This window comes from Arthrobacter sp. Ms25, from assembly GCF_059090365.1.
This window is the reverse complement of sequence record NZ_JBNHFP010000002.1, coordinates 510,889-532,819: the sequence shown is the minus strand read 5'-3', so window position 1 is coordinate 532,819 and position 21,931 is coordinate 510,889. Positions and strand designations below refer to the sequence as shown.

17 protein-coding genes are annotated in these 21,931 nt (G+C 65.8%); 6 read left to right on the top strand and 11 right to left on the bottom strand.

Annotated features, from left to right (window positions below; genetic code table 11):
• The first annotated feature begins 192 nt into the window (after positions 1 to 192).
• Both AC5RT8_RS06965 and AC5RT8_RS06960 read left to right on the top strand, forming a co-directional pair.
• Positions 193 to 2,439: a LamG-like jellyroll fold domain-containing protein gene (locus AC5RT8_RS06965; RefSeq protein ID WP_494094978.1), complete on the top strand. Its 2,247-nt coding sequence runs from the start codon at positions 193 to 195 to the stop codon at positions 2,437 to 2,439.
• A gap of 51 nt (positions 2,440 to 2,490) precedes the next feature.
• Positions 2,491 to 2,964, top strand: coding sequence for a VanZ family protein (locus AC5RT8_RS06960; protein WP_494094977.1), 474 nt, complete (start codon positions 2,491 to 2,493; stop codon positions 2,962 to 2,964).
• On the opposite strand, the gene AC5RT8_RS06955 is transcribed toward AC5RT8_RS06960, so the two are convergent.
• On the bottom strand, positions 2,961 to 4,451 hold the full coding sequence (locus AC5RT8_RS06955) for a glycerophosphodiester phosphodiesterase (RefSeq protein ID WP_494094976.1): 1,491 nt from the start codon (positions 4,449 to 4,451) through the stop codon (positions 2,961 to 2,963). The two genes, AC5RT8_RS06960 and AC5RT8_RS06955, sit on opposite strands and share 4 nt — an antisense overlap.
• Complete coding sequence (locus tag AC5RT8_RS06950) at positions 4,448 to 4,900, bottom strand: FAD synthase family protein (protein WP_494094975.1); 453 nt, start codon at positions 4,898 to 4,900, stop codon at positions 4,448 to 4,450. Before AC5RT8_RS06950 ends, AC5RT8_RS06955 begins: the two co-directional genes overlap by 4 nt.
• A gap of 246 nt (positions 4,901 to 5,146) precedes the next feature.
• Here AC5RT8_RS06950 and AC5RT8_RS06945 point away from each other — a divergent pair, with 246 nt between their 5' ends.
• The 3 genes from AC5RT8_RS06945 (at position 5,147) to AC5RT8_RS06935 (ending at position 10,580) form a co-directional block, all read left to right on the top strand.
• A complete protein-coding gene (locus AC5RT8_RS06945; protein WP_494094974.1) occupies positions 5,147 to 8,224 on the top strand; it encodes a CBM96 family carbohydrate-binding protein in 3,078 nt (1,025 codons plus the stop codon).
• Between the two features lie 86 nt (positions 8,225 to 8,310).
• A complete protein-coding gene (locus tag AC5RT8_RS06940) occupies positions 8,311 to 9,039 on the top strand; it encodes a hypothetical protein (protein ID WP_494094973.1) in 729 nt (242 codons plus the stop codon).
• Between the two features lie 65 nt (positions 9,040 to 9,104).
• Positions 9,105 to 10,580 carry a tyrosine-protein kinase domain-containing protein gene (locus AC5RT8_RS06935; protein ID WP_494094972.1) on the top strand — a complete coding sequence of 492 codons (1,476 nt, stop codon included), beginning with the start codon at positions 9,105 to 9,107 and terminating at the stop codon, positions 10,578 to 10,580.
• 56 nt (positions 10,581 to 10,636) lie between these two features.
• On the opposite strand, the gene AC5RT8_RS06930 is transcribed toward AC5RT8_RS06935, so the two are convergent.
• The 5 genes from AC5RT8_RS06930 to AC5RT8_RS06910 all read right to left on the bottom strand — a co-directional run bounded on the left by AC5RT8_RS06930 (position 10,637) and on the right by AC5RT8_RS06910 (position 16,254).
• Positions 10,637 to 11,809, bottom strand: coding sequence for an MATE family efflux transporter (locus AC5RT8_RS06930; protein ID WP_494094971.1), 1,173 nt, complete (start codon positions 11,807 to 11,809; stop codon positions 10,637 to 10,639).
• A gap of 63 nt (positions 11,810 to 11,872) precedes the next feature.
• A complete protein-coding gene (locus tag AC5RT8_RS06925) occupies positions 11,873 to 12,697 on the bottom strand; it encodes a CDP-alcohol phosphatidyltransferase family protein (protein WP_494094970.1) in 825 nt (274 codons plus the stop codon).
• Positions 12,694 to 14,142 carry an O-antigen polymerase gene (locus tag AC5RT8_RS06920; RefSeq protein ID WP_494094969.1) on the bottom strand — a complete coding sequence of 483 codons (1,449 nt, stop codon included), beginning with the start codon at positions 14,140 to 14,142 and terminating at the stop codon, positions 12,694 to 12,696. Before AC5RT8_RS06920 ends, AC5RT8_RS06925 begins: the two co-directional genes overlap by 4 nt.
• A complete protein-coding gene (locus tag AC5RT8_RS06915) occupies positions 14,139 to 15,398 on the bottom strand; it encodes a glycosyltransferase family 4 protein (protein WP_494094968.1) in 1,260 nt (419 codons plus the stop codon). Before AC5RT8_RS06915 ends, AC5RT8_RS06920 begins: the two co-directional genes overlap by 4 nt.
• Positions 15,391 to 16,254 (bottom strand): glycosyltransferase family 2 protein, encoded by an 864-nt coding sequence (locus AC5RT8_RS06910; RefSeq protein WP_494095192.1) that lies wholly within the window; start codon positions 16,252 to 16,254, stop codon positions 15,391 to 15,393. Before AC5RT8_RS06910 ends, AC5RT8_RS06915 begins: the two co-directional genes overlap by 8 nt.
• A 107-nt stretch (positions 16,255 to 16,361) precedes the next feature.
• Here AC5RT8_RS06910 and AC5RT8_RS06905 point away from each other — a divergent pair, with 107 nt between their 5' ends.
• Entirely contained in the window at positions 16,362 to 17,144 is a 783-nt protein-coding gene (locus AC5RT8_RS06905; RefSeq protein WP_494094967.1) for an SGNH/GDSL hydrolase family protein, read from the top strand.
• Positions 17,145 to 17,161: 17 nt separating this feature from the next.
• Here the strand turns inward: AC5RT8_RS06905 and AC5RT8_RS06900 are convergent, their stop codons facing one another.
• Genes AC5RT8_RS06900 through AC5RT8_RS06885 form a run of 4 tightly spaced genes read right to left on the bottom strand, consistent with a single transcriptional unit; the run spans position 17,162 to position 21,911 of the window.
• Positions 17,162 to 17,854, bottom strand: coding sequence for an LbetaH domain-containing protein (locus AC5RT8_RS06900; RefSeq protein WP_494094966.1), 693 nt, complete (start codon positions 17,852 to 17,854; stop codon positions 17,162 to 17,164).
• Positions 17,854 to 19,191, bottom strand: a complete 1,338-nt coding sequence (locus tag AC5RT8_RS06895) for a glycosyltransferase family 4 protein (protein WP_494094965.1) — start codon at positions 19,189 to 19,191, stop codon at positions 17,854 to 17,856. Before AC5RT8_RS06895 ends, AC5RT8_RS06900 begins: the two co-directional genes overlap by 1 nt.
• Positions 19,172 to 20,161 carry an NAD-dependent epimerase/dehydratase family protein gene (locus AC5RT8_RS06890; protein ID WP_494094964.1) on the bottom strand — a complete coding sequence of 330 codons (990 nt, stop codon included), beginning with the start codon at positions 20,159 to 20,161 and terminating at the stop codon, positions 19,172 to 19,174. Before AC5RT8_RS06890 ends, AC5RT8_RS06895 begins: the two co-directional genes overlap by 20 nt.
• A gap of 49 nt (positions 20,162 to 20,210) precedes the next feature.
• Positions 20,211 to 21,911, bottom strand: a complete 1,701-nt coding sequence (locus tag AC5RT8_RS06885; RefSeq protein ID WP_494094963.1) for a sugar transferase — start codon at positions 21,909 to 21,911, stop codon at positions 20,211 to 20,213.
• Positions 21,912 to 21,931 lie beyond the last annotated feature (20 nt).

The window sequence follows — 21,931 nt, the reverse complement described above, 5'->3', positions numbered from 1 at the left end:
CGCACGACGGCTCCGGGGACCACCTTCCGGGACCACTACGTAGGCAGCACCAAGAAAGCGCGTACCTGTACGCATTACCGGACGCAGAGGCGACGGCTAGCTTCCTAAGGGGAAACGTCCTGCAGCGGGCGTCATGGGGAAAGCGCCTCGATGAGGCGTACCGGGGGAACACGAGCCAGGGGTCTGATTATCGTGCGCAGAAAACTCATTGCATTACTTACCGGAGCCTTACTCGCCGCCGGCACCCTGATCGGGCTGGCCCCGCCGGCCGCAGCCATCTCACCCGGTGTCGCCTTTTCCGCGACGAACTTGCCCACCTGGCAAACCAACGGGATCGTGTGGGCACTGGCCCAGGCCAACGGCGTGGTTTATGCCGGCGGTACGTTCACGGCCATCCGTCCGCCGGGCACCGCAGCAGGCGGAGCCGGATCCGTCAGTGCGGTCAACTTCGCCGCTTTCGATGCCTACACCGGGAACCCGGCCGGCTGTTCCCTCTCGGTCACCGGGGGCAGCGCAACGGTCCGGGCACTGGACGTTTCACCGGATGGCAGGACGCTGTACATCGGAGGCAGCTTCGGGGCCGTCAACGGCGTGAGCACCACCCGGATTGCAGCCATCAATCTTCCCTCCTGCACCGTCAACACCGCTTTCAAACCACCCACGGTCAGTTCCACTGTCCGGGCCATCGAGGCCACCGGATCTGCCGTCTATTTCGGCGGGGACTTCAGGACGGTGGGCACGGCGTCCCGCGGCAGGCTGGCCGCGGTGAGCACCACCGGTTCGCTGCTGCCGTGGGCGCCCGCAGCGGACCAGCCGGTACGTGCACTGAACGCCCCGGCCGGACGGAACGTGGTGATTGCCGGCGGGGACTTCCTCACCATGAACGGCGCCGATTCCAAGGCGCTGGCTGTCCTGGACAACAGCGCCGGCGGCAATGTCCGCACCTACCCGAACTTCTTCATCCCGCGGACCTCCTCCGTGAAATCCATAGATTCGGACGGGACGAACTTCTACGTCGGCAATGAGGGCACCGGCGGCGGCGTCTTTGACGGGCGCATCCGGCTGGACCTGACCACCTACAACCAGGTCTGGCGTGACACCTGCCTCGGTGCCACCCAGGCGGTATCCATCTACGGCAGAACCCTGTACTCCGCGCACCACGCACACGACTGTTCCAGCATGAACGCGTTCACCGACGGCGTCCGCGTGCACCTGAGTGCTCAGGACATCGACACCCCCTCCCCCATGCTGCAGTGGAATCCGATCACCAACGACGGGCAGGGCGAAGGACTCGGGCCGCGGGCCCTGGCACACACCACCGCCGGGGCAAACGACGTCCTCTGGGCCGGCGGGGAATTCACCACGGTCAACGGAGGATCCCAGCAAAGCCTGACGCGGTTCGGCCCCGGCCCCGGAAACGCGGGGCCGGGGACACCGCAGTTCCTCAGCGGAGAGTCCCGCGCCGCCGGCCAGAACACTGTCCGCTGGCAGGCTGCTTCGGACCCCGACGACTCGGAACTGACCTACAGCATTTACCGCAACGGGTCGTCCACGGCGCTCGGAACCGTCAAGGTGTCTTCCCGCTGGTGGGATCTTCCCCAGGGGTCCTTCACCGACACCACCGCCGTGCCTGGGACTGCGTACACGTACCGGGTACGGGCAACCGACCCCAACGGACATACCGGGCCGCTGTCCGCACAGGTGCAGATCACCACGGCTTCCTTGGCAGCCGCCTATCCGGCAGCAGTGCGGGCAGACGGGGCAACGACGTACTGGCGGCTGGGTGACTCATTCGCCGCCGCCGCCGATTCGTCCACCGGTAACCGGATGGGGCTGCCCTACGGCGGGCCGAGGATCGGAGAAAGTGCCGGCGCCCTGGCCAATGACAGCAACCGGGCGGCGGTGTTCGACGGCACCGATGACCTTATATTCGCGCCCCAGCGGATAACCGCCCCGTCGGTCTACAGTGCCGAGGCCTGGATCCGCACCAGCACCACCAGCGGCGGAAAAATCTTCGGCTTCGGAAACGGACAGCCCAGGCGCAACGGAACCTATGCCGGTTACAGCAGTAAATACGACCGTCATGTCTATATGACCAATGAAGGCAGGCTGGTGTTTGGCACCTGGTCCGCCGGCAGCCCGAAAGTCATCACGTCGGCAGCCAGTTACAACGACAACGCCTGGCATCACGTCGTGGCCACCCAGGGCGCCGGGGGGATGGTGCTCTACGTGGACGGCGTCAGGGTTGCCTCCAATACGGTCAGTGTCAACGAGTCAAGCATCGGGTCCTGGCGGATTGCCGGAGACTCGCTCTCAACGAACTGGCCCAGCACACCGGCCAGCCGCCATTTCAACGGGGCCATTGACGAGTTCGCCGTTTACCCGTCCGCACTCTCGCCGGCCCAGGTGGCCAACCACAATCAGCTGGGACGCAGATAATCCCCGTCCGGGCAGCCAGGGAGACCGTCGGTGAATAACCGGCGGTCTCCCTTGGCGCGCGTCCTCCTCTGGTCAGCGTCGGGACTCGTCCTGGCGGGAATGGCGGTGGTCCTGTTCTGGCCTGCACCGGTGGACCGGCCGTACTACGGGACCCTGCTGCGGTCCGTGCGCGCGCTGAGGGGCCGGGGGCTTCCCGAGTGGGTGGACTACGCGGTCATCGAGTCCTTCGCCAATGTGCTGCTGTTTCTCCCGCTGGGCATTCTGGCAGCCGCGCTGCTGCCCGAAAGGCTGTGGTGGGTGGCGTTCCTGATGTGCACCGGGTTGTCCGCCGGCGTCGAAGTTGTCCAGGGGCTGGTCCTCCCCGAGCGCCGCGGCACTGTGCAGGACGTCCTGCTCAATGCCTCCGGCGCCCTGCTCGGGGCGGCAGTTGCAACGGCCTCGCGCCGGGCATGGAAATACCGGCGGCAGCGTCGCCGCCGCCTCAAATCCCGCGGCGGGAAAACGGCTGCCGGGACGCGCCGCTAGGTGACTTTCACGGCGCGGAACTCCACCGGGAAGTCGTCCGAATAGTTCCGGGACAGGCTGAAGTACCCGCCGCGGAACCTGCGGTCCCCGGCGATCCCTGCCCATCCGGCACCGTCCAGGCGTGAATACCGGATGCTGTCCGGTGCAATATCGACCTTGAAGCTCATCCATTCACCGGCGCGGGCCGGCGCCGTTTCCATCGAATTCAGGCGGAGTCCGCCGGTTTCGCCGGGCTTGCGCAGCAGGAGCGTCATTTCCCCCGTCGGGCGAATGACCAAATGGTAGCCGCCTACATCGCTGGGAATGAGTACCCGATAAGCGCGGTCGTCATCCTGTCCGAATGCCAGCCCGGCGTGGACCGTATTGTCCATGGGCAACGTGTCCGGCCAGCGCATATCAAACCGGATGCTGTACACCTCGCGGCGGACCGGACCCATGGACCCCATCCGGTAGCTGCTGTTAGCCGGTGCCGCCATCAGGAGGGACTTTTCAGGTGCCTTCAGCTGCGGCTGGAATTCCCAGCCTTGGCCGACATTCCACGGAAGGTCTCCCGGTGCGCGCAGTCCGTTCTCGAAGCTGTCCTCGGTGGCCAGCGGATCATCGGCGGCCAGATAGGGAAGGTTTGCACACATCAGTCCCGCAGCTCCCAGTCCCAGGAGCCTGTCCCGCAGCTCGCGGGTATGGACCTCCCAGCAAATGACGGGTTTTCCGGTCGCCACCACGGCGGACAACTGCTCGTCCGTGGCCGAATGGTGAACTCCCAGATAAGTGAACCGGCCGCCAAGCTCCGGCACCAGGTCCAACTGCTCCGCCGTGAAATAGCCCCAGCTGGCATATCCGCGCCGGGAGACGGCGTCGATCTGTCCCGCCTGGGCAGACTGTTTCCAGATCAGGTGGTCCTTTGAGTCCGGGTAGCTGTCCATGAGATCCAGCACGGCCTGCGCGTTGGTCCCCTGTTTATCTTCAATGAACAACACATGGCTGGAAGCGAAAGAATCGAGGACGTCCTTCAGGAGCGGGATCCTCTCAAGGGCCGCCTGCGGCCCCAACCATGCGCGGGCATCGACCTGGAGTTCGGCCAGCTGGGCGTACGTCGAATCCTTGATGACCAGCCGCTGGCCGGTGGTGCGTTCGGTGGTCAGATCATGGTGGCAGACGAGTTGCCCGTCGGAGGTGGCGCAGACGGAGACTTCCAGGGCCACCGCTCCGGCAGCTGCGGAGTTCCGGTAGGCAGCCATCGTATGTTCGGGCCAGTTGTCCCAGGACCCGCGGTGCGCCACGAGGAAGGGAGCCGAGGCGAGCATGGAATCCACGGTGTGGACCGGAGCCGGCCCGGCGTCCTCAGACGGACCTGCTTCACTGCCGGCGGCCCGTGTGTCGCACGCCGTCAGGACCAGTCCGGCGGCACCGAGCGTGAGCAGCTCGCGGCGGGTCAGTCCGGCGCCGGAGCGCGGGGTCCCCGACGCCGCCGGGTAAGGAGGTTTCATGCGTTCAGGGCGGAGCCCTCAGGCCGGCCACCGTCGAGGAGCGTCAAGGCCCGGCGCAGCACGGTCGAGGAGGTGGAGGCCGTGTACGGGAAATAGACCACTTCCACTCCGATGCCTGCCATGTCCCGTTCCAGCCGGTCACCCTTCTCGGTGCCCCGCCAGTCGTCCCCTTTGAAGAAGACATTGAACCCGACTTCCCGCCAGGTGTCCGCCTTGTTCAAATGGTCATCAATGACCACGTCATCAACGAAACGGATGCTGCGCACAATCTCCAGCCGCTCCGCCAGCGGAACCACCGGAGTAGTCCCCTTCAACCGCCTCGTCATCTCCACCGAGGCCACGCCGGCGATCAAGTAGTCGCACTGGCTGCGGGCATGTTTCAGCAGGTTCAGATGCCCGATATGGAAGAGGTCATAAACGCCCGAGGCATAACCGATCCGTATTGCCATTTGGCGCCACCTCTCTTCCTTGTCCACTACATGCCGAGCCCAGCTTGGACGCAGCGCGGGAAGCGGTAAAGCGAATCCGCCGGATTCGCGTAGCACCCTGAAAAACATGCGTAGCGGTACAGGACGTCTGGGTACTTGGGCCGACTAATCGAGTAAGCGCCACCGTGGGACAAGCAATCAGCCGCGGATACGCTTTCGTCCAGTTTCCGGGCCGCTGGCCCGTCCCAGCTCATGAGGCGGTACGCCGTGAAGAAGAGAATTGCAGCTTTATGTTCCGCCGCGGGACTGGCCCTGGCCACTCTGGTCGGCCTTGCCGCTCCGGCGTCGGCGCTGTCGCCCGGTGTCGCCTTCTCGGCGGTCGCACTCCCCACCTGGCAAACCAACGGAATCGCCTGGACCATGGCCGAGGCCAACGGCGTCATGTACGTCGGCGGGACGTTTACCCAGGTCCGCCCGCCGGGCACCGCCGCCGGCAGCGGCCAATCCCGTTCTGCAGTGAACTTTGCCGCCTTTGATGCCTACACAGGGTCCCCCACCACCTGCGCACTGTCGTTTACCGGGGGGACAGGCACCACGGTGCGGGCCATGGACGTTTCACCGGACGGCCGGAAACTCTACGTCGGCGGCAGCTTCACCACCGTGAACGGCGTCGCGGCAAACCGGCTGGCGGCAATAAACCTCCCGGACTGCACAGTGGATACCCGCTTCACCCCCGGGACAGTGAACAGCACCGTCCGCTCGATCGCAGCCACCGCGGGAGCCGTCTATATCGCCGGAGACTTCACGTCCGTCGGCGGCAGCGCCCGGAGCCGGTTCGCCGCCGTCGGCACCACAGGGGGACTCCTTCCCTGGGCGCCCGCCGCCGACGGAGTCGGCCGGGCGGTCGATGTTCCCGACGGCAGGAACGTGGTGCTCCTCGGGGGAGATTTCAGCACGGTCAACGGCGCTGAATCCCGGGCGATGGCGGTAGTGGACAACAGCACGGGAGCAAATGTCCGCACCTACCCGGCGGCAGGCTACATTCCGGCCACTGCGGTACTCAAGGACATCACCAGCGACGGAACCAGCTTCTACGTCGCCGGCGAGGGCCTGGGGTCACGGTCCTTCGACGGACGGGCCCGCCTGGCCCTGGGCGGGAACTTCGAGCAGATCTGGAAGGACACCTGCCAGGGTGCCACCCAGGCGGTACTGCCCTACAAGGACGTGCTGTATTCCGGGCACCATGTGCATGACTGCTCCGGAATGAATGGCTTTGCCGACGGTAACCGCCGGCACCTTTCGGCCCAGGACATCGATAATCCGTATCCGTTCCTGGGATGGAGTCCGGACACAAACGACGGTACGGGCGAAGGCCTCGGCCCGAGGGCGCTCGCGACCACCTCCACGGGCAGCGGAGACGTCCTGTGGGTGGGCGGTGAATTCACCACCACCAACGGCGCCTCCCAGCAGGGCCTGACACGCTTTGGTCCCGGCCCTGCCTCTGCCGCACCCGGAACCCCGGCAAACGTGAGTGCCGTCAGCCTGGCCGCCGGACAAAACCAGATCCGCTGGACGCAGAGCGTGGACAACGACGATTCATCCCTCACCTACAGCATTTACCGCAACGGCAGTTCCACCGCCCTGGGTACGGTCGCGGGAAACTCCACGTGGTTCAACACTCCGCAGCTCTCCTTCACCGACCGGACGGCGACACCCGGAACGGCGTACACGTACCGGGTCCGGGCCAGCGACGGTACCAATACCAGCGCTCTCTCCGGCCAGGTATCCGTTACCACCGCTGCTTCCACGCAGCCTTACCCGGCTGCCGTCCTGGGCGACGGGGCCACCACATACTGGCGGCTGGACGACAGTACGGCGACCACTGCGGCGGACAGCTCCCCCGGGAACAGCAGGGGCATCCCCTACGGCGGACCAGCCTTGGCGGGCACCGGCGGGGCGGTTTCCCCCGGTACCGCGGCAGTGTTTGACGGGGTGGATGACCAGGTCTCCGGCCAGCAGCGGTATCCCGCGCCCGGCACCTACAGCACCGAAGCATGGTTCAGGACCGATACCGTCCGCGGAGGCGAAATCTTCGCCTTTGCCTCCGGCCAGCCCAACCGCCGACTCGACCGCAACTCCAGCGGTACGGTTGACCGCCGGCTCTACATGACCACGGCCGGAACGTTGGTCTACGGGGTGCTCGACGCCGGGAATCAGCCCGTCACGGTAAGCACCGCCGGTGCCTACAATGACAACGCCTGGCACCACGCCGTCGCCACCCAGACCGGCTCCGGCTTCACCCTTTATGTGGACGGCGCGGCCGTCGGGAGCAGTCCCGCGTCCGCACCGCAGACCTACACCGGTTCCTGGCGTGTGGGTGGAGACACCCTCAGCCCCCTCTGGCCGAGCCGTCCCACGAGCGGCTATCTGGCCGGCTCCATCGATGACTTCTCTGCCTATCCCACGGCGCTGACCGCGGAGCAGGTCGCCCGGCATTTCGTTGCCGGCGGTGGAACCGTTGCTCCCGTCACCCCCGCCCCGGACACCACTGCTCCGGGCAGCGTGACGGGAGCCGAGGCCACCGTCACCGGGACAACCGCCGCACTTGCCTGGAACGCGGCCAGCGACAATGTCGCGGTCACCGGCTACCGGGTCCACCGGTCCGCAACCTCCGGGTTTGAGCCCTCCGCCGCAAACCTATTGGCCACGACTGCCGGTTCCGCGCTGTCCTACACGGACACGGATTTGGCGCCCGGCACGTATTACTACCGCCTGCTGGCCATCGATGCGGCCGGCAATACAGGACCGCCGTCTGCCGAGGTCAGTGCGACGGTCGCGGGGCCGCCGGCCGAACCGGTGACACTGTCCCTGACGCCGACCGCCGACACCTACGTCAACCAGGGCTCCCCCAATGCGGCCAATGGAAGCGCCATCTCCATGGCTTCCCGCGGCACCCAGGCCTACCAGTCCTATCTGCGCTTCGCCCCGGAGGTTCCCGCCGGGCTGCGCCTGGTGTCGGCCACCCTGAGGGTCTACACCACTTCTGAAACGTTCAGTAATTCCACTGACCAGCACGCCGTCCAGGCAGTGTCGGGAGCATGGTCCGAGGCGGCCACCACCTACAACAGCCGTCCCGCCCTGGGTGGTACGGCCCTGGGCACCCTCTCCCCCACCGCAACCAACACGGCGTACACCGTCCCCCTGGACACTGCCGCGATTTCCTCGATGCTGTCGGGAACCGTGGACCTCGGGATCACCGGCGTCGGGACGGACAACGCCTGGTTCTACACCCGCGAAGCGCCCTCCACCCGACGGCCGGTACTGACGCTCGTCTTTGCTCCGTAGCCGCCTGAACCCGATGCCAGTGCCGGATGCCGGGTCCGGCCCGGCACCGGTGCCGCAGTATTCCTCCAACCGACAGAAAGCGCCTCATGAAAACAGGTCTCAAGCGAACGGCCGTGGTTCTCCTTCTGATGCCGCTGCTGGGAGCCGCAGCTAGTTGCAGCTCCCAGCAGGAACCCGGCACGGAAGCCGGGTCAACGTCCAGTCCGTCTGCCAAAGCGTCACAGTCCCAGCGTCCAGGTACGGGTAAAGAGCCGTCTGCTCCGGCGCCGGAACCCACCGGCGGGTCCGGGCAGACGGGCGAGAGCCAGGCACCGGAAGCCGTTGTCCAGTCACCCCAGCCGGCGCCGGAACCCACGTTCGCCGCACCCGAGCAGCAGTTCCTGGAGAACAAGGTGCCGGCAGGAACAGATCCCAACGCCGTGCTGCAGATAGGACAGGAGCGCTGCGACCAGCTGGTGAGTGCCAAGGCCGTGGACCCGGAATCCGTGCTCAGTGAGCTCATCATGAATCCCGGGGCGGATACCGCGGACGCCATTGCCTCGCTGTGCCCTGAGCTGCAGCCCGATCTGGACGCAGCAGGACTCGGGTTTCCGGACGGAGTCTTCTCCGTCGGAAACCCGGACCCGCACGCGGAATCGCCGTCGATTGCCGTTGGCACATATCGGGCGTACGGAGCACCCGAGGGATGCACCGTCACTGTCTACGCCGCCTCAGGGGACCTGATCGGCACGTACGACGGGGCCGCTCCGCTGAGCATCGGAGCGGACGCCGCACGGGTGGAATCCACCCAGTGCTATTCGTGGTTCCGTTCATGACTCATACGCACAACGTTTTCCTGCAAACCCACCTGCCTATCCAAGGGAAGGGGTAACCAATGGATATGCGCGAACAAATACTGATCCTGCGCCGGAATTGGATGCTCATAGTCTCATTTGCACTGATCGGACTCATCACCGCCGCTGCAGTGTCGGTCCTGATGCCCAAAACATATACCGCGGCCAGCAGCCTTTTCGTGTCTACGCAGAACGTGGAAACGTCCGCTGAACTGCAGCAAGGCAGCGTCTTCGCCCTCGCCCGCGTGCAGTCCTACGTTGACCTGGTGAGTAAGCCCCAGGTCCTGGATCCGGTCATCGACAGCCTCGAACTGGACATATCCGCCCAGGAACTCGCGTCGAGGGTCAAGGCATCCACCTCCCGCAACACGGTGATCATCGAAATCGAAGCAGTTGACTCCTCCGCCCAACGGGCCGCGGACATCGCCAACGGCGTCGTAGCCAGCCTGATCTCGTCCGTGGCGGACCTCGAACGCCCCACGAACGGCCTTCCCTCCCCCGTACGCCTGACCTCGGTGGACACCGCGCAGCCGCCCACGGCTGCCTCCAGCCCGAAAACACCGCTGAACCTGGCCCTCGGGCTGCTGTACGGGCTTGCCCTCGGCCTGGTGGTGGCGATTCTCCGCCATGTGCTGGACCGGCATGTGCGCACGGAATCCGATGTTCGTAAATCCACCACCCTGCCGCTGCTGGGCGGGATCACCGAATCACCGCGACACACCTCCAGCCCGGTGGTCCTCGGGGGTGCCGGCACCGATGCCTTCCGCCAGCTGCGGACCAACCTGGAGTTTGCCGCCGTTAGCCAGCAAATGAAGTCCCTGGTGATCACGTCCTCGCAGGCTGCGGAAGGCAAGAGCACCGTAGCGTTGAACCTGGCCCTCAGCATCGCCCTCAGCGGGCAGAAAGTCATCCTCGTCGACGCTGACCTCCGGCTTCCCTCGGTTGCGGCAGCCACCGGCCTCGAGGGCGGCGTCGGCCTGACCACCGTCCTTATTGGCCGCACCACTCTGGCCGAAGCCACTCAGCGCTGGGGTTCAGGCGGACTGTCTGTCCTGACATCCGGTCCGTTGCCGCCCAATCCCACTGAACTGCTCGGCTCGGCTGCCATGGAGAAACTGATTGTGGAGCTGGAGTCGGAGTACGACATGATCATCTTCGACGCTCCGCCGGTCCTGCCGGTTGCGGATGCAGCCATCCTGACCCGCCACGCCGACAGCCTGCTCCTCGTTGTCGGCGCCACCCGGGTCAGCCAGCACAACCTGACCAAGGCAGTGGAACAGCTCAGCCTCGTCCACGCCAATGTCGTGGGCGTGGTCCTCAACCGGATTCCCCGCAACGGCCCGGATGCCAACTCTGCCTACCTGGCCGATTACGGCGTGGCGCCTCTGTCGGTGCTGAAGGACAACGACGGCGGACCAGCCTCACCGGTTGCCGAAGCCGAAGCCGCGATCATCCGTGACACCGAGCGCAGCCGCACCCTGGGTAAGGGACAGCCGCTAAGCAGCGGAGCAGGTTCTGCCTGATTCTTGTCCCGCAGGGAATCACCACTGGCCAGTCCGTCCGGAGGGCATCCGCTAGGTTAGTCCATGGATTCCAGGACCGCCGGCGCCGTCGTACCGCGGCGGCGCCGGGTGTGCCGGACGGCGAGCAGGCCGGAGAGTGCTGCCGCACCGGCCGCCGCAGCGAAGCCCCACGCCGATGCCGCGGATGACCCCGTGACCGCCAGGCTCAGCGGCAGGACAAGAGTCAGCGCAGCAAGCACACCGCGCATCATCGTGGAAAGCCGGTTGGCTTGGCTTGCCCGGAAATAGGCCAGGAGCACCGTATAGGGCACCATCGCCAGGTATTGTGCAGCGTACGGCCAGCGCAGCTCCGCGGCGTTGTGCCAGGTCTCCCCCAGCACCAGCTCCCCCACGGACGTCGGCAGCAGCAGCACGGCCGCTCCCCAGCCCAGGGCGAGGAGCAGCACTATGCCCGCTGTCTCGCGCAGCCGGCTGCGGAACGCCGGTGTGCCCCGGGTACGCACCAGTTCAGGGATGACCGCCGTCTTAATCGCGCTGAACACGGTGTTCAGCGGCGAAAAGAGCAGCTGAGCGGCACGCAGTGCACCTACGCCCGCGGCCCCCAGCGGGAAGACCAGGAAATACAGCACGGCAAAAGAGGACGCGTTCAAGGTGGCGAATTCCGCCAGGTAACGGAAGGCGGAGTCCCGGTTCAGCCAAAGCCAGCGGGCGCCTGCAACGGGAGCCGGGCGGCTGCGGCTCAGGAGAAGTCCAAGCAGCATGGCAGCGGCGGCGCCGGCCCCCCACCACAGGAGCACAATTTCGAGCCGGCCGCCGCTTCCCGCGGTCAGCACCATGGCGGTGATGGATCCGGCCGCCCAGACGCCGTCAATCAACAAGGCTCTTCCCGGCCTGCCCTGGCAGATAAACAGATAGCGGACGTTGTCCTGAAGCAGGACAAAGGGCGACACCGCCGCCATGACCAACCACAGAAAGGCGTCGTCCGGGCCGGCAAGGACCGCGCCGGCCAGCAGCAGTATGGCGGCCGGGCCGGCGACAAGCACCGCCGCGCCCAGGCCGGCGGAAGCGACGGCCGGTGTCAGCTGTCCAGTGCGGGAGTAACGGACCAGCAGCGTTTCCCCGGCCAGCGCACGCTGTCCTCCGAGAAACAGCAGCAGCCCGGCATAGGCGAGGGAAAACTGCCCGAATTCGTGTGCGGTTGCGACATTGGCGGCGACGGCCACTGCCACGAAATTGGAAATGCTTGAAACGCCCTGGTCTGCAAAGGTAATAACCCGGCGGAACCCTCCCACCTAACCCAGCGCCATCAACTCGGAGCGCCACTTCGGCAGGAATGCCAGGCACATCAGCACGTGGGCGCAGGCCAGCAACAGGTAGGCCGCCAGGAACAGCTGGGGCCAAGGCAGCAGCAGGAAGGATAGGCAGGTCAGGCCATAGTCCACTGGCAGGGTCACCACAGAACGCAGCAGCTGCCGTCGGTTCCGCTCCTCGTCGGCGCGGCCGCGGGCCGCCGCGGTCTCCGCAATCGGTGCGGTCGGCGTCCCCGCCTGCCGGTCTCCGTCGGGCACCGGCGGCCTTGGCCGGGCATTTCGGCGCAGCTGGTCCAGTAGCGCCCCGCCGAAAAAGATCCCCGAACTGGCCACCAGGAAAAGACCGCAGCCCGCGGCAAGCAGCAGATGGTCCACGGAGGTGGTGCGCGCCAGGAAGCAAAAGGCGGCAAAGTGCATCACCGCGATCCGTCCGTTGTCGAGGACATGGTCAAGCCATTCCCCGAAGGCTGAGCTGGTTCCCTGCAGCCGGGCCAGCTGCCCGTCCGCCGAGTCCAGGACGTAGCCCAGTGCCAGCAGGATTCCCACGGCGGCGGAGGCAGGTGTCGGCCCGGCGCCGAAGGCCAGCCAGAGCAGCGAACCATAAGTCAGTACCGCGCCCGCCGCCGTGACGTGGTTGGGAGTGAACCGGCTATGGCGCAGTGCTGCCGCCACGGCGCGCCCTGCCGGGCGGTTCACGTACAGCAGGTACAGCGGAACACCTTTCCTGGCCTTTTGCGCCTGCTTCAGCTGATGAAACGATTCCCGGAAGGCAGGCCGGGCGGAGGACTGGGGAAGGATCCGGCTCATTGTTCCAGCCTTTCTCGGCGGTTTGTCGCCGCCGTGAGGATTGCTATGGAAAGCGCCAGGATCATCAGCCGTCCCATGGACTGGAGCAGTGACCCGCGCAGAAGGATGAAGAGATATCCCGCGAAAATCGAAATGCCGAGGTAGCCGACGGCACCCTTGCTGAGGATCTCGGCACGGAAGCCCCGGTCCAGCCGCCGGGCCAACAGTCCCAGCAGGACGAACACCAGGATCAACCCGAACAGGCCGAAGTTGATCCAGGCTTCTGCCCAGAGCGGCGCCGACAGGTTGACGTTGGTGCTGTTCATCCACAGACCAACTTCGACGCCGGTATCCAACGGTTTGTTGGGCCAGGCGACCCGGGGAACCCAGAACAGCAGCGGTCCCAGTGCCTGGTTCCCCCAGGTCAGCCCGTGATCCTGGGTATAGCTGAGGGTGTTGGCGAGCATCGTGAACTGGTCATAGTCCTTGGTGGCGATGGTGCTCCAGACGGAATCAACCTGCACCACAGTCCCGGTTCCGGCTGCCCTCCGGGTAATGTCCGACAACGGGAAGACAATGATCGAAGCCAGCACGCCACCGATCACGGCCGTGTTGAAAAGTCCTTTCCGTCCGCGGATCAGCGGCAGCACCAAGCCGAACAGCACCGCCAGCGTCCAATAGCGGGAGTTGGAAATGGGATTGTTGACGATGACGTTCATGACCACCAGGACGGAGAACAGGACACCGTCCACGGCAGCCGGTGCCCGGTCCCTGGTACGCCAGAGGTGCAGGTAGAAGATGAGCGCGGTGAGGCAGGTGACTGAACCGGCTGCCGAAATGATGGCGCGCAGCGCTTGTCCGCTGTCCGGGCTGATTTCATCCAGTGCCTCGCTGGTTTCCTGCCGGCTCAGGAAGAACACCGACAATCCGCCCACCTGGATGATGTAGATGACGGCCGCGACAATGGCGGCAACGGAGAAGACCCGCAGCACGTCCATGCTGCGAAGGGTACGAAACCGCGGCTCCCGGGTGCCGCGCCGGCGTTGCCTGACGTGGTAGCCAAGGTCGAAACACAGGCAACCCAGCAGCGTGAGGAGACTGGCCAGCGTCAGCAGGTCCTCATTCACTTGGATGGCAAGGGCTGTGGTCCGTCCGGTCGTCAACTGCGCCAGCGGCGCCAGTCCCATGCCGGTATAGACAAAGATCCAGAACACTCCTGCCACGGGGCGGATTTCGGCCTGCCATAGGAGGGCGGCAAGCCGGGCGGCGGCGTACAGGGCCACCGTGTAGCGGATCAGGAAGTCGGCCGGCGTGAAAAAGACCGCGCTGGCGCCGCGCACCTCCAGCGGGAGGACCACGGCGAACAGCAGGAATGCCACCAGGGCGACGGCGGTCCGGACACCGAAACGGGTGTCCGCACGGTGTGCACCCGAGACAGCCTCCGGCGGGACCAGACGGAGGCTCATGACCGGCCTCCCGTCAGCCCGGCGGAACGGATGGCCTCGGCGTAATGGGTGCACAGATCCCGAGCGAGGGCTTCGGCGGACCATGCCCGGCGGTGCAGCCGCCGGGCATTTGCCCCCAGCTCCGTCCGCCGATGCGGATCTGCAGCGAGCTTGAGCATGGCCTCGCAGAACGCGTCCGTTGACGGTTCGGCCAGCACCGCAGCATCTGCGGCATCAAGATCGGCAGAAAGGCCGCATTCGGTGGTCACGATCATTGGCGTTCCGACGGCCGCGGCCTCAATGACGGACATTGGATACGGTTCGTTCAACGCCGGAAGGACGTAGGCGGTGCAAGTGGCCAGTGCCGCCTGCATTTCCTCCGGGGAGAGCTCGCCGGGCACATCAAAGTGTCCGGCATGCCGGGACGCCGCGATAAGTTCGCGCACTCCTGCCGCTTCGCCCTGGTCCGGTCCGGCAATGACAAAACGGGCGTCCAGTCCGGCGTCCAGCGCCGCAAGGGCCGCACGGACAAAGACCAACGGCTGTTTCCTTGCCGCCAGCCGTGCGGCGAACAGGAAAACGGCTTCTTCGGGGTCGGCCCACTCGGATGCGGATGCGGGTGCCGCGTTGACCACCCGGCGCATCCGAGCCGCTTCCACACCCAGCTGCTGCAGGCCGTCCTCTTCGGCTGCGGTCAGAGTCAGCCAGAGATGCGGGATGCGCACCAGCCGGCGGGTGACAGCTGCGTCGAAGATCCGTACCGGAAAGGACGTCCGCGGCCCGAGCATTCCATGGGACTGGGCGACCACGGGTGTGCTCCCGCGGCTCAGCAGCAGAGTGGAGACAGTGGTGATGAAGTCGCGGCAGAGGTGCACCTGCACAATGTCGGCGGCTGCTGCCGATGCGGCTACCTTCCGCGGCAACCGGAGGCTGACGAGCCCCCGGAGCCGCGCCCCGGGAAACGGGCGGCGCACGCGGAAGTACCGGGCGCGCAGCCCGTCTTCCGGCGCCTCCCGCCGCCGTCGGGGACGCACTGCCGTCCCCTTCCCCGCAGCCGTTGGCATTCCGTCCCGCGGAACGCGGCCCAGCCACCCGCCAATCAGTTCAACGGAGTTTCCTCTGTCGGCCAGGGCGGCGCACTGCATTCGGGCCACGGCCCAGACGCCGCCCGCCGCAACGCCGGGACCGGCCAGCCCGCCGAGCTGGAGTACCCGCAGCGTTCCTGTGGATCCGACCGGGTTGCCCGTTGTTTCCGGTTGTCCCGGCAGGCTATCCACGGGGCCGACCCAAACCGGTGCGGGGTCCTGCCACGGGAGCCGTTGCCTGGCCTACGGACTGGAAACGGCGCAGTTCCCGGCTCTTGAGCCCGATCTGCCAGTAATAGGTGGAGAGGGCCAGCGCATAATCGAAACCTGCGCGGCCGTCCAGGAACCCCCGGCGCAGGACGTAGCTGTAGAGGAAAAAGACAAGAGGTTTCAACGGAACAGCATCAAAGCGCCGCCCCTGGCCGCTTTTCGCTTCCCTGACGCTGTCCCTTGTTTCCGGACTTACCCGGATATAGGCCTCCCAGTCGGAATAGCGGTTGTGGCGCTCGAACCACGTCCGTACGGGATCGGTGTCATTATGAATGAGCTTGCCCGAGGTCCGTCCCACCGGTCCGTCGGGTACCGGCTGGTAATGGGCTTCCACTTCACCCATGCCGGGCAGATGCAGGAGGTCTATGTCCGGGAATGCGTTTCTCCCCCGGCGCAGGAAGGCCCGCTTAACCACGCGGTGTCCGTGCCGCAGCGCGGTGCCGGCAAAATAGTAGGCAACCGGCAGGTCGAACGCCACTCGGGTTTCCTCCGGGTCTGCGGCAATATGCCGCAGTTCCCGGGCCAATTCGGGGGTGGGAGCTTCATCCGCGTCCAGCATGAGCAGCCACTCGTTACGGACCGGGACGTTTTCCAGCTGCCACTGTTTTTTCTGCGGAAATTTTCCGTCCCAGGTGAAGTTGACCACTGTCGCGCCGGCTTCCTTCGCCAGTTGCGCGGTCCGGTCGGTGCTGTTGGAATCGACGACGATAACCTCGTCGAAATCATAAAGTTCCGCCAGGCACTGGGATATTCCATTTTCCTCGTTTTTTGTTTGCACCAATACGGATACAGGTATTTTATCCACGTACTTTCCCCCCTAAAGCAGGTAATTGTCTTCGATTGCGCGGGCATTTATTATGGGACCGGTTCAGTTATTATTTATGAATGTCTACACGCCGCGATGATCGCCGGACTCCTTTCCTGAGCCGCCACCGGTGGCCCAGGATTATTGGCTTCGCACTCCTCCTCCTGGCTGCCGGATGGATAACGCTCTATGCACTGTCGGAGTCGGCCGGTGCCGGCAATGAGCCGCGGTCCACGGACTCCCGGCCCGACGCCCTGGGGCAGCAGGTCCCGCAGATCGACATCCTCGGCGACTCCTACGTGGCGGGGTCGGCGGAGGGCGGACGCGATGAAGCGAACTGGACCAGGCTCGTGGGAACGCGCTTCAACGACGAAGATGCCCAGGTGGAGGTGAATGTGATCGCGCAGCCCGGTTCCGGGTACATCACGCGCGGCAGCAGCGGCCTGGTGTTCCGGGAAGCCGCCACTCTCCGGCTCCGGAGCACAGCAGACATTGTCATGGTCTTCGGCAGCCGGAACGACGGCGTGCAGACCGAGGAAGCGATGTATGAAGCGGCCCGTGCGCTGTATTCGGATATCCGGGACATTGCTCCGCAGACGAAGGTGGTGGTCATCGGACCGGTCTGGGTGGATGCCAACGTTCCGGACTTCATTTCGGCGAACAACGCAGCCATGGCCAGGGCCGCCGCTGATGAAAACCTGCGCTACATCGATGCGCTCGCGGAAGGCTGGTTTGTGGACGCGGGCGACGGACTGATTGGTGCGGACGGAATCCATCCCACGGACGAGGGCCACGCCTACCTTGCCTCGAAGGTTTTCCCGCTCCTCAAGGAAGAGATCGGCAACCTCGTGCCCGCCTCCTGACTCCGCCCGCCCGATGGTCATGGCCGGCCGTCCCGTGCGGGTGCGGGACCGGCGGCACTGTTCCCGGTTTCCCGTGCGTCAGGGAACCGGGACCCCAGTTCGCCGGGCTGCGCTTCGCGCCCGTACACGCGGTTGGGCCCGACGGTCCCCTTGACCACGGTCATGGGCTGGATGAGGGCCGACTCCCCGATGCTGGTTCCTCCCAGCACCATGCAGCGCGACGTGATCCACGCTCCATCACCTATGCGGATGGGACTGGTGACCAGTCCCATGTCCGTCCGTGCACGGTGGCTGCCGGTGGTCAGGAAGGTCTCCTGGGAAATCACGACGTCGGCGCCGACATGGACGTGGTCCTGGTTGTGGAACCAGACCCCTTCACCGATCCACGTGCGGTCGCCGATATGCAGTTTCCACGGTGACTTCACCCGAGTCCGTGGCCGGAAGATCACCCCGGCTCCGATCTCGGCGCCAAAGGCACGCAGCACAGCCACACGCAGTCGTGAGCTGATCTGCCACGGGTTGGTGACAAAGACCAGCTCGCAGGCGGACCACAGGTAGACGACCGCACGGGGCCGGCCCCAAGCCTCGCCGGATCCGGGGGCACGTGAGAGGTCGATGACAGGCGGACGACGGCGCCGGTTCGCTGTCGGGCTCTCCTCCCCTTCCGTGTCCTTCCGGACCCCCTGCTGTTCCCTGTTCTCCCGAAGCATCAGGAGGCCTTTCGTCCGCGCGGTCCCGAGGCAGCATGCGCCGGCCGGGGACGCGGACCTTCCGCCCCTTCCGGCGGCGGTCCTGCCGGCCGCTGAGCGGACACAGGTGTTCCGGACGAACTCTGTCCGGAGGCTGCGGCACGGCCGATGACCGCTTCGAACCGATCAGCGATCGGGCCGATTCCGAAGCGGCTCTCGGCCAGGTCCCGGCCCCTGCGTCCCGCGGCGTCTGCCGCGTCCGGATTTCGCTGAAGCATGCGCAGCCATCCAACAGCTCCGGCAATACCGAACTCCGTAGGCGGCCCGACGAAGCCGTCGGCTGCCTTGATATCCCCCGCAGCGGGATTGTCCCCGGGCATGAGTCCCAGCACCGGACGCCCGGCTGCGAGGGAACTCAGCACCTTGCTCGGTATGGAGAACCTGGAGGCACCCGGCTCCAGGACGGTCACCAGCACATCCGCCGCGCCAAGCATGTCCGGAAGCTCCGCCGCCGGTTGGAACGGCAGCAGGGTTACGGGCAGCCCGGGGTGCCTCTCGAGGTCCTCCCTTAGCATGTCGATACCTTCCCCTTCGGATGCAACGATCAGACGGGCAGGCAGGCCGGCGTCGATGGCCGAGCGGAGCAGACCCGACAACAGCAGCGGATTGTGCTTGCGGCCAAGGGTCCCGGCGTAAAGCAGGCGCAGTTCGTCTCCGTCGGGAAGATGTTCGGCCGCCCACGCGTTCTCGCGCGGCCGGGGCACGATTTCACCGATCGGGGCCCAGTTCGGGATGACGGTGACATGTTCGGTTCCGACGCCCCAGAGCCGATACGCCTGGCGGAACTCTTCCCCGATCGCCACGACCTGGGTGGCGCTGCGCACGACACCGGCTTCCAGCCGCCGGACCAGCGCCCGGCCCGCAGCAGCTGCGGGCCCGGGCAGGCGGCGGCTGAGCTCTTCGGAAATGGCGTTGCTGAAGAGATCCTGGTGCCAGAGCAGCCACGGCTGCCTCCGCCGGGCTGCGGTCCGTTGGAAAATTCCGAGCGCGAACAGCGGGACGTTGCAGGCCACAACGCAGTCCGGCTCTGAGCTCTCGACGTGCGCCAGCCACGCGGCCGCATAGGCGCGTTCAAACCGAAGCCGGCCCACGGCACTGTACTTCTGGAACGGCTGATCCGCAGTCAGCGGCGTGAATCGCAGCTGCCGGGGATCAGCCGGGGTGCGTTCCAGTGTCCCCTTCCCGCTGGAGTACTGGGCCGAGTACACGTGGTCCACGGTGTGCCCCCGGGTAGCCAGCTCGCGGGACAGCTCGGCCTGGAACGGGTGGCCGGAAAAGTCATGCAGCTGGATATGCATTCCTGCCCCTTTGCGCTTTTACCTGGTCCTGGATCCAGGCATACGTCTGCTCCAGTCCGTCGTGCAGTGAAATCGACGGTTCCCATCCGTAGGTCGCACGGAACAGGGTGTTGTCGCTGTTGCGGCCGCGAACGCCCTGGGGAGCGTCGAGCTTGTACTTCCGGTTTACGACCGTTCCGGAGATCTGCTCCAATAGGTCTGCCATCTGGTTGATGGAGACCAGCTCCGCGGACCCGAGGTTCACGGGTTCGGCGGAGTCGCCGTTCATGATGTCGAGGATGCCCCGCACACAGTCGTCGATGTACATAAAGCTTCGGGTCTGTTCGCCGTCTCCCCAGATCTCCAGGTCCAAGTCGCCGGTCAGGGAGGCGTGGGCAAATTTCCGGCAGAGCGCCGCCGGCGCTTTCTCCCGGCCGCCGTCCCAGGTACCTTCGGGCCCGTACACGTTGTGGAACCGGGCAACCCTCGTTTGCAGCCCGTAGTCTTCCTGGAAATGCCTGCACATCCGTTCGGTGAACAGCTTTTCCCAGCCATAGCCGTCCTCCGGCTGGGCCGGGTAGGCGTCTTCTTCCTTCAACGCGACAACATCGGTGGTTGTCTGATGATCCGCCGCGTAGACACACGCCGAGCTGCTGTAGAAGAAACGCTCCACGCCGGCGTCGCGCGCCGCCACCAGCATGTGGGTGCTCGTCAGGACCGTCAGCATGCACAGCGCCTTGTTGTTTTCGATGAATCCCATGCCGCCCATGTCCGCAGCTAGGTTGTACACGTGCTGCACTCCGCGGGTGACGTCCCGGGCGGTTTCCAGCAGGGAGCAGTCGCCCTGGATGTTTTCGGCGCCGCCGTGGACCTGGTACCACTGGTCCAGCGGCTTGCAGTCGACGGCCCGCACCTCGTGGCCTTCACTGATCAACCGTGCTACGAGGTGGCCGCCGATAAATCCGCCGGCTCCGGTTACGAGAGATTTCATGGTTTCCGCTTTCTTATTGGGGAGACCAGCCGAAGCCGGAGGGAAAGGGCTAGTAAGCGCCCACTGGCCGGCGCAGCATCTGCACCGTGCGCCAGAGAATGATGAGGTCGCCGGCAAGCGACCAGTTTTCGACGTAGTACAGGTCCAGCCGGACGCCGTCTTTCCAGTTGAGTTCCGATCGCCCGTTGATCTGCCACATACCTGTGAGTCCGGGCTTGATGTACAGACGGCGGTGCACCCGGTTGCCGTATTGGGCTACTTCACGGGGCAGCGGAGGGCGCGGGCCGACCAGGGACATATGGCCGAGGAAAACGTTCCACAGCTGCGGGAGTTCATCGAGGGAGTATTTGCGCATCCAGCGCCCCACGCGGGTGACGCGCGGGTCGAGCTGCATTTTGAACAGCACCCCCGACCCCTCGTTCCGGTCCAAAAGGCCGGCCAGGTCATCCTCGGCGGTCTGCACCATGGAGCGGAATTTGAGCATCTCGAAGACTTTTCCGCCGCGGCCTACCCGCTCCTGCCGGAAAATGGCCGGGCCCGGGCTATCCCGGCGGACCAGCACGGCAAGGACCAGGAAGACGGGAAGGAGGACCAGCAGTGCGGCACCGGAGAGAACGATGTCCAGGGCCCGCTTCAGAACGTGTTTGCCTCCGGTGTACTGCGGCAGTTCCACGTGCATCAGCGGCAGGCCCTCCACGGGGCGGGAGTGGATCCGCGGGCCGGCGACGTTGGTCAGTCCGGTGGTCAGGATGAGCTGGGTGGATGATTCCTCCAGCTGCCAGCCGAGTTCCTGGACGTAACGGCTTCCGCCTTTGGTCGGACCGGCGACCACCACGGCGTCCGCCTGCAGCCTGGCCACGGCATCGACAACCGTATCTTCATCCGACACCACCGGCAGTCGGGCGCCGTCCACGTCAAGCCAGCCGCGCCGTTTGCCGGTAAGGACCACGCCCACCACCTGATAGGCCGCGCGGGACTTGGCATTGATCTGGTGCACCACGTACCGGACGTCCCTCGGTCGCCCCAGGACCACGACCTTGGAGAGGTAGCGTCCGCGCTTCCGCTGCCCCTGCAGCCACTGGCGCAGCAGCCAGCGGGAGCAGATCAAACCGCCGACCCCGGCGGGCAGAACGAGCCCGAAGTACCCCCTGGACACGTTGAACTGGAAGACCACTGAGGCAAGGGCAAGGCCCCCCAGCAGGACGACGCTGGCGTTGACCACGCGCTTGTATTCGTCGGTGCCGATGCCGATGATCCTCGGATCCCGGCTGCGGTAGACATGGAGGGCCAGCATCCAGGCACACCCCACCACCACGGACACCACAAGATAGGTGGTGGTGAAGGACCCGATCCGGAGCGGGGCCGGTGCCAGGCCGAACCAGACGAGGTGTCCGGAGAGGGCCGCCACGAAAACCACTAGGGCATCGGTGACCGTGAGGATCAGTGAGTATCGCCGGTTCCAGACAACGGCCGCGCTTCGGGTTTGGGCTGCCCTGCTGTAGGGGCGCCTGGTCGTGAAACTGGGAAAGATGAAGGACTCCGCCGGCAGCACGTCCGGCGCTGCAGCCCGAAGGTCAGTCATGGCCGGACCCCCATCAGCTGGTGGTGTCCGAAGCGGTCCGGCAAGGGCGGCGGCAGGGCGGGGAGGATCGGTGGTCAGCTGCATGCCGGCGGCGTCGGAGCTTGCCGGGGGCACTGCTCCTCCTGCCCGGGCACCCGGCAGGAGCCGGGCATGCATATCAGCACCCATAACGAGACCGTCATTCCTTT

Coding starts and splice junctions, on each gene's coding strand:
- AC5RT8_RS06925 (WP_494094970.1), bottom strand. CDS start 12,697: ATGAGCCGGATCCTTCCCCAGTCCTCCGCCCGGCCTGCCTTCCGGGAA.
- AC5RT8_RS06890 (WP_494094964.1), bottom strand. CDS start 20,161: ATGAAATCTCTCGTAACCGGAGCCGGCGGATTTATCGGCGGCCACCTC.
- AC5RT8_RS06920 (WP_494094969.1), bottom strand. CDS start 14,142: ATGAGCCTCCGTCTGGTCCCGCCGGAGGCTGTCTCGGGTGCACACCGT.
- AC5RT8_RS06895 (WP_494094965.1), bottom strand. CDS start 19,191: ATGCATATCCAGCTGCATGACTTTTCCGGCCACCCGTTCCAGGCCGAG.
- AC5RT8_RS06940 (WP_494094973.1), top strand. CDS start 8,311: ATGAAAACAGGTCTCAAGCGAACGGCCGTGGTTCTCCTTCTGATGCCG.
- AC5RT8_RS06900 (WP_494094966.1), bottom strand. CDS start 17,854: ATGCTTCGGGAGAACAGGGAACAGCAGGGGGTCCGGAAGGACACGGAA.
- AC5RT8_RS06905 (WP_494094967.1), top strand. CDS start 16,362: ATGTCTACACGCCGCGATGATCGCCGGACTCCTTTCCTGAGCCGCCAC.
- AC5RT8_RS06885 (WP_494094963.1), bottom strand. CDS start 21,911: ATGGGTGCTGATATGCATGCCCGGCTCCTGCCGGGTGCCCGGGCAGGA.
- AC5RT8_RS06950 (WP_494094975.1), bottom strand. CDS start 4,900: ATGGCAATACGGATCGGTTATGCCTCGGGCGTTTATGACCTCTTCCAT.
- AC5RT8_RS06935 (WP_494094972.1), top strand. CDS start 9,105: ATGCGCGAACAAATACTGATCCTGCGCCGGAATTGGATGCTCATAGTC.
- AC5RT8_RS06955 (WP_494094976.1), bottom strand. CDS start 4,451: ATGAAACCTCCTTACCCGGCGGCGTCGGGGACCCCGCGCTCCGGCGCC.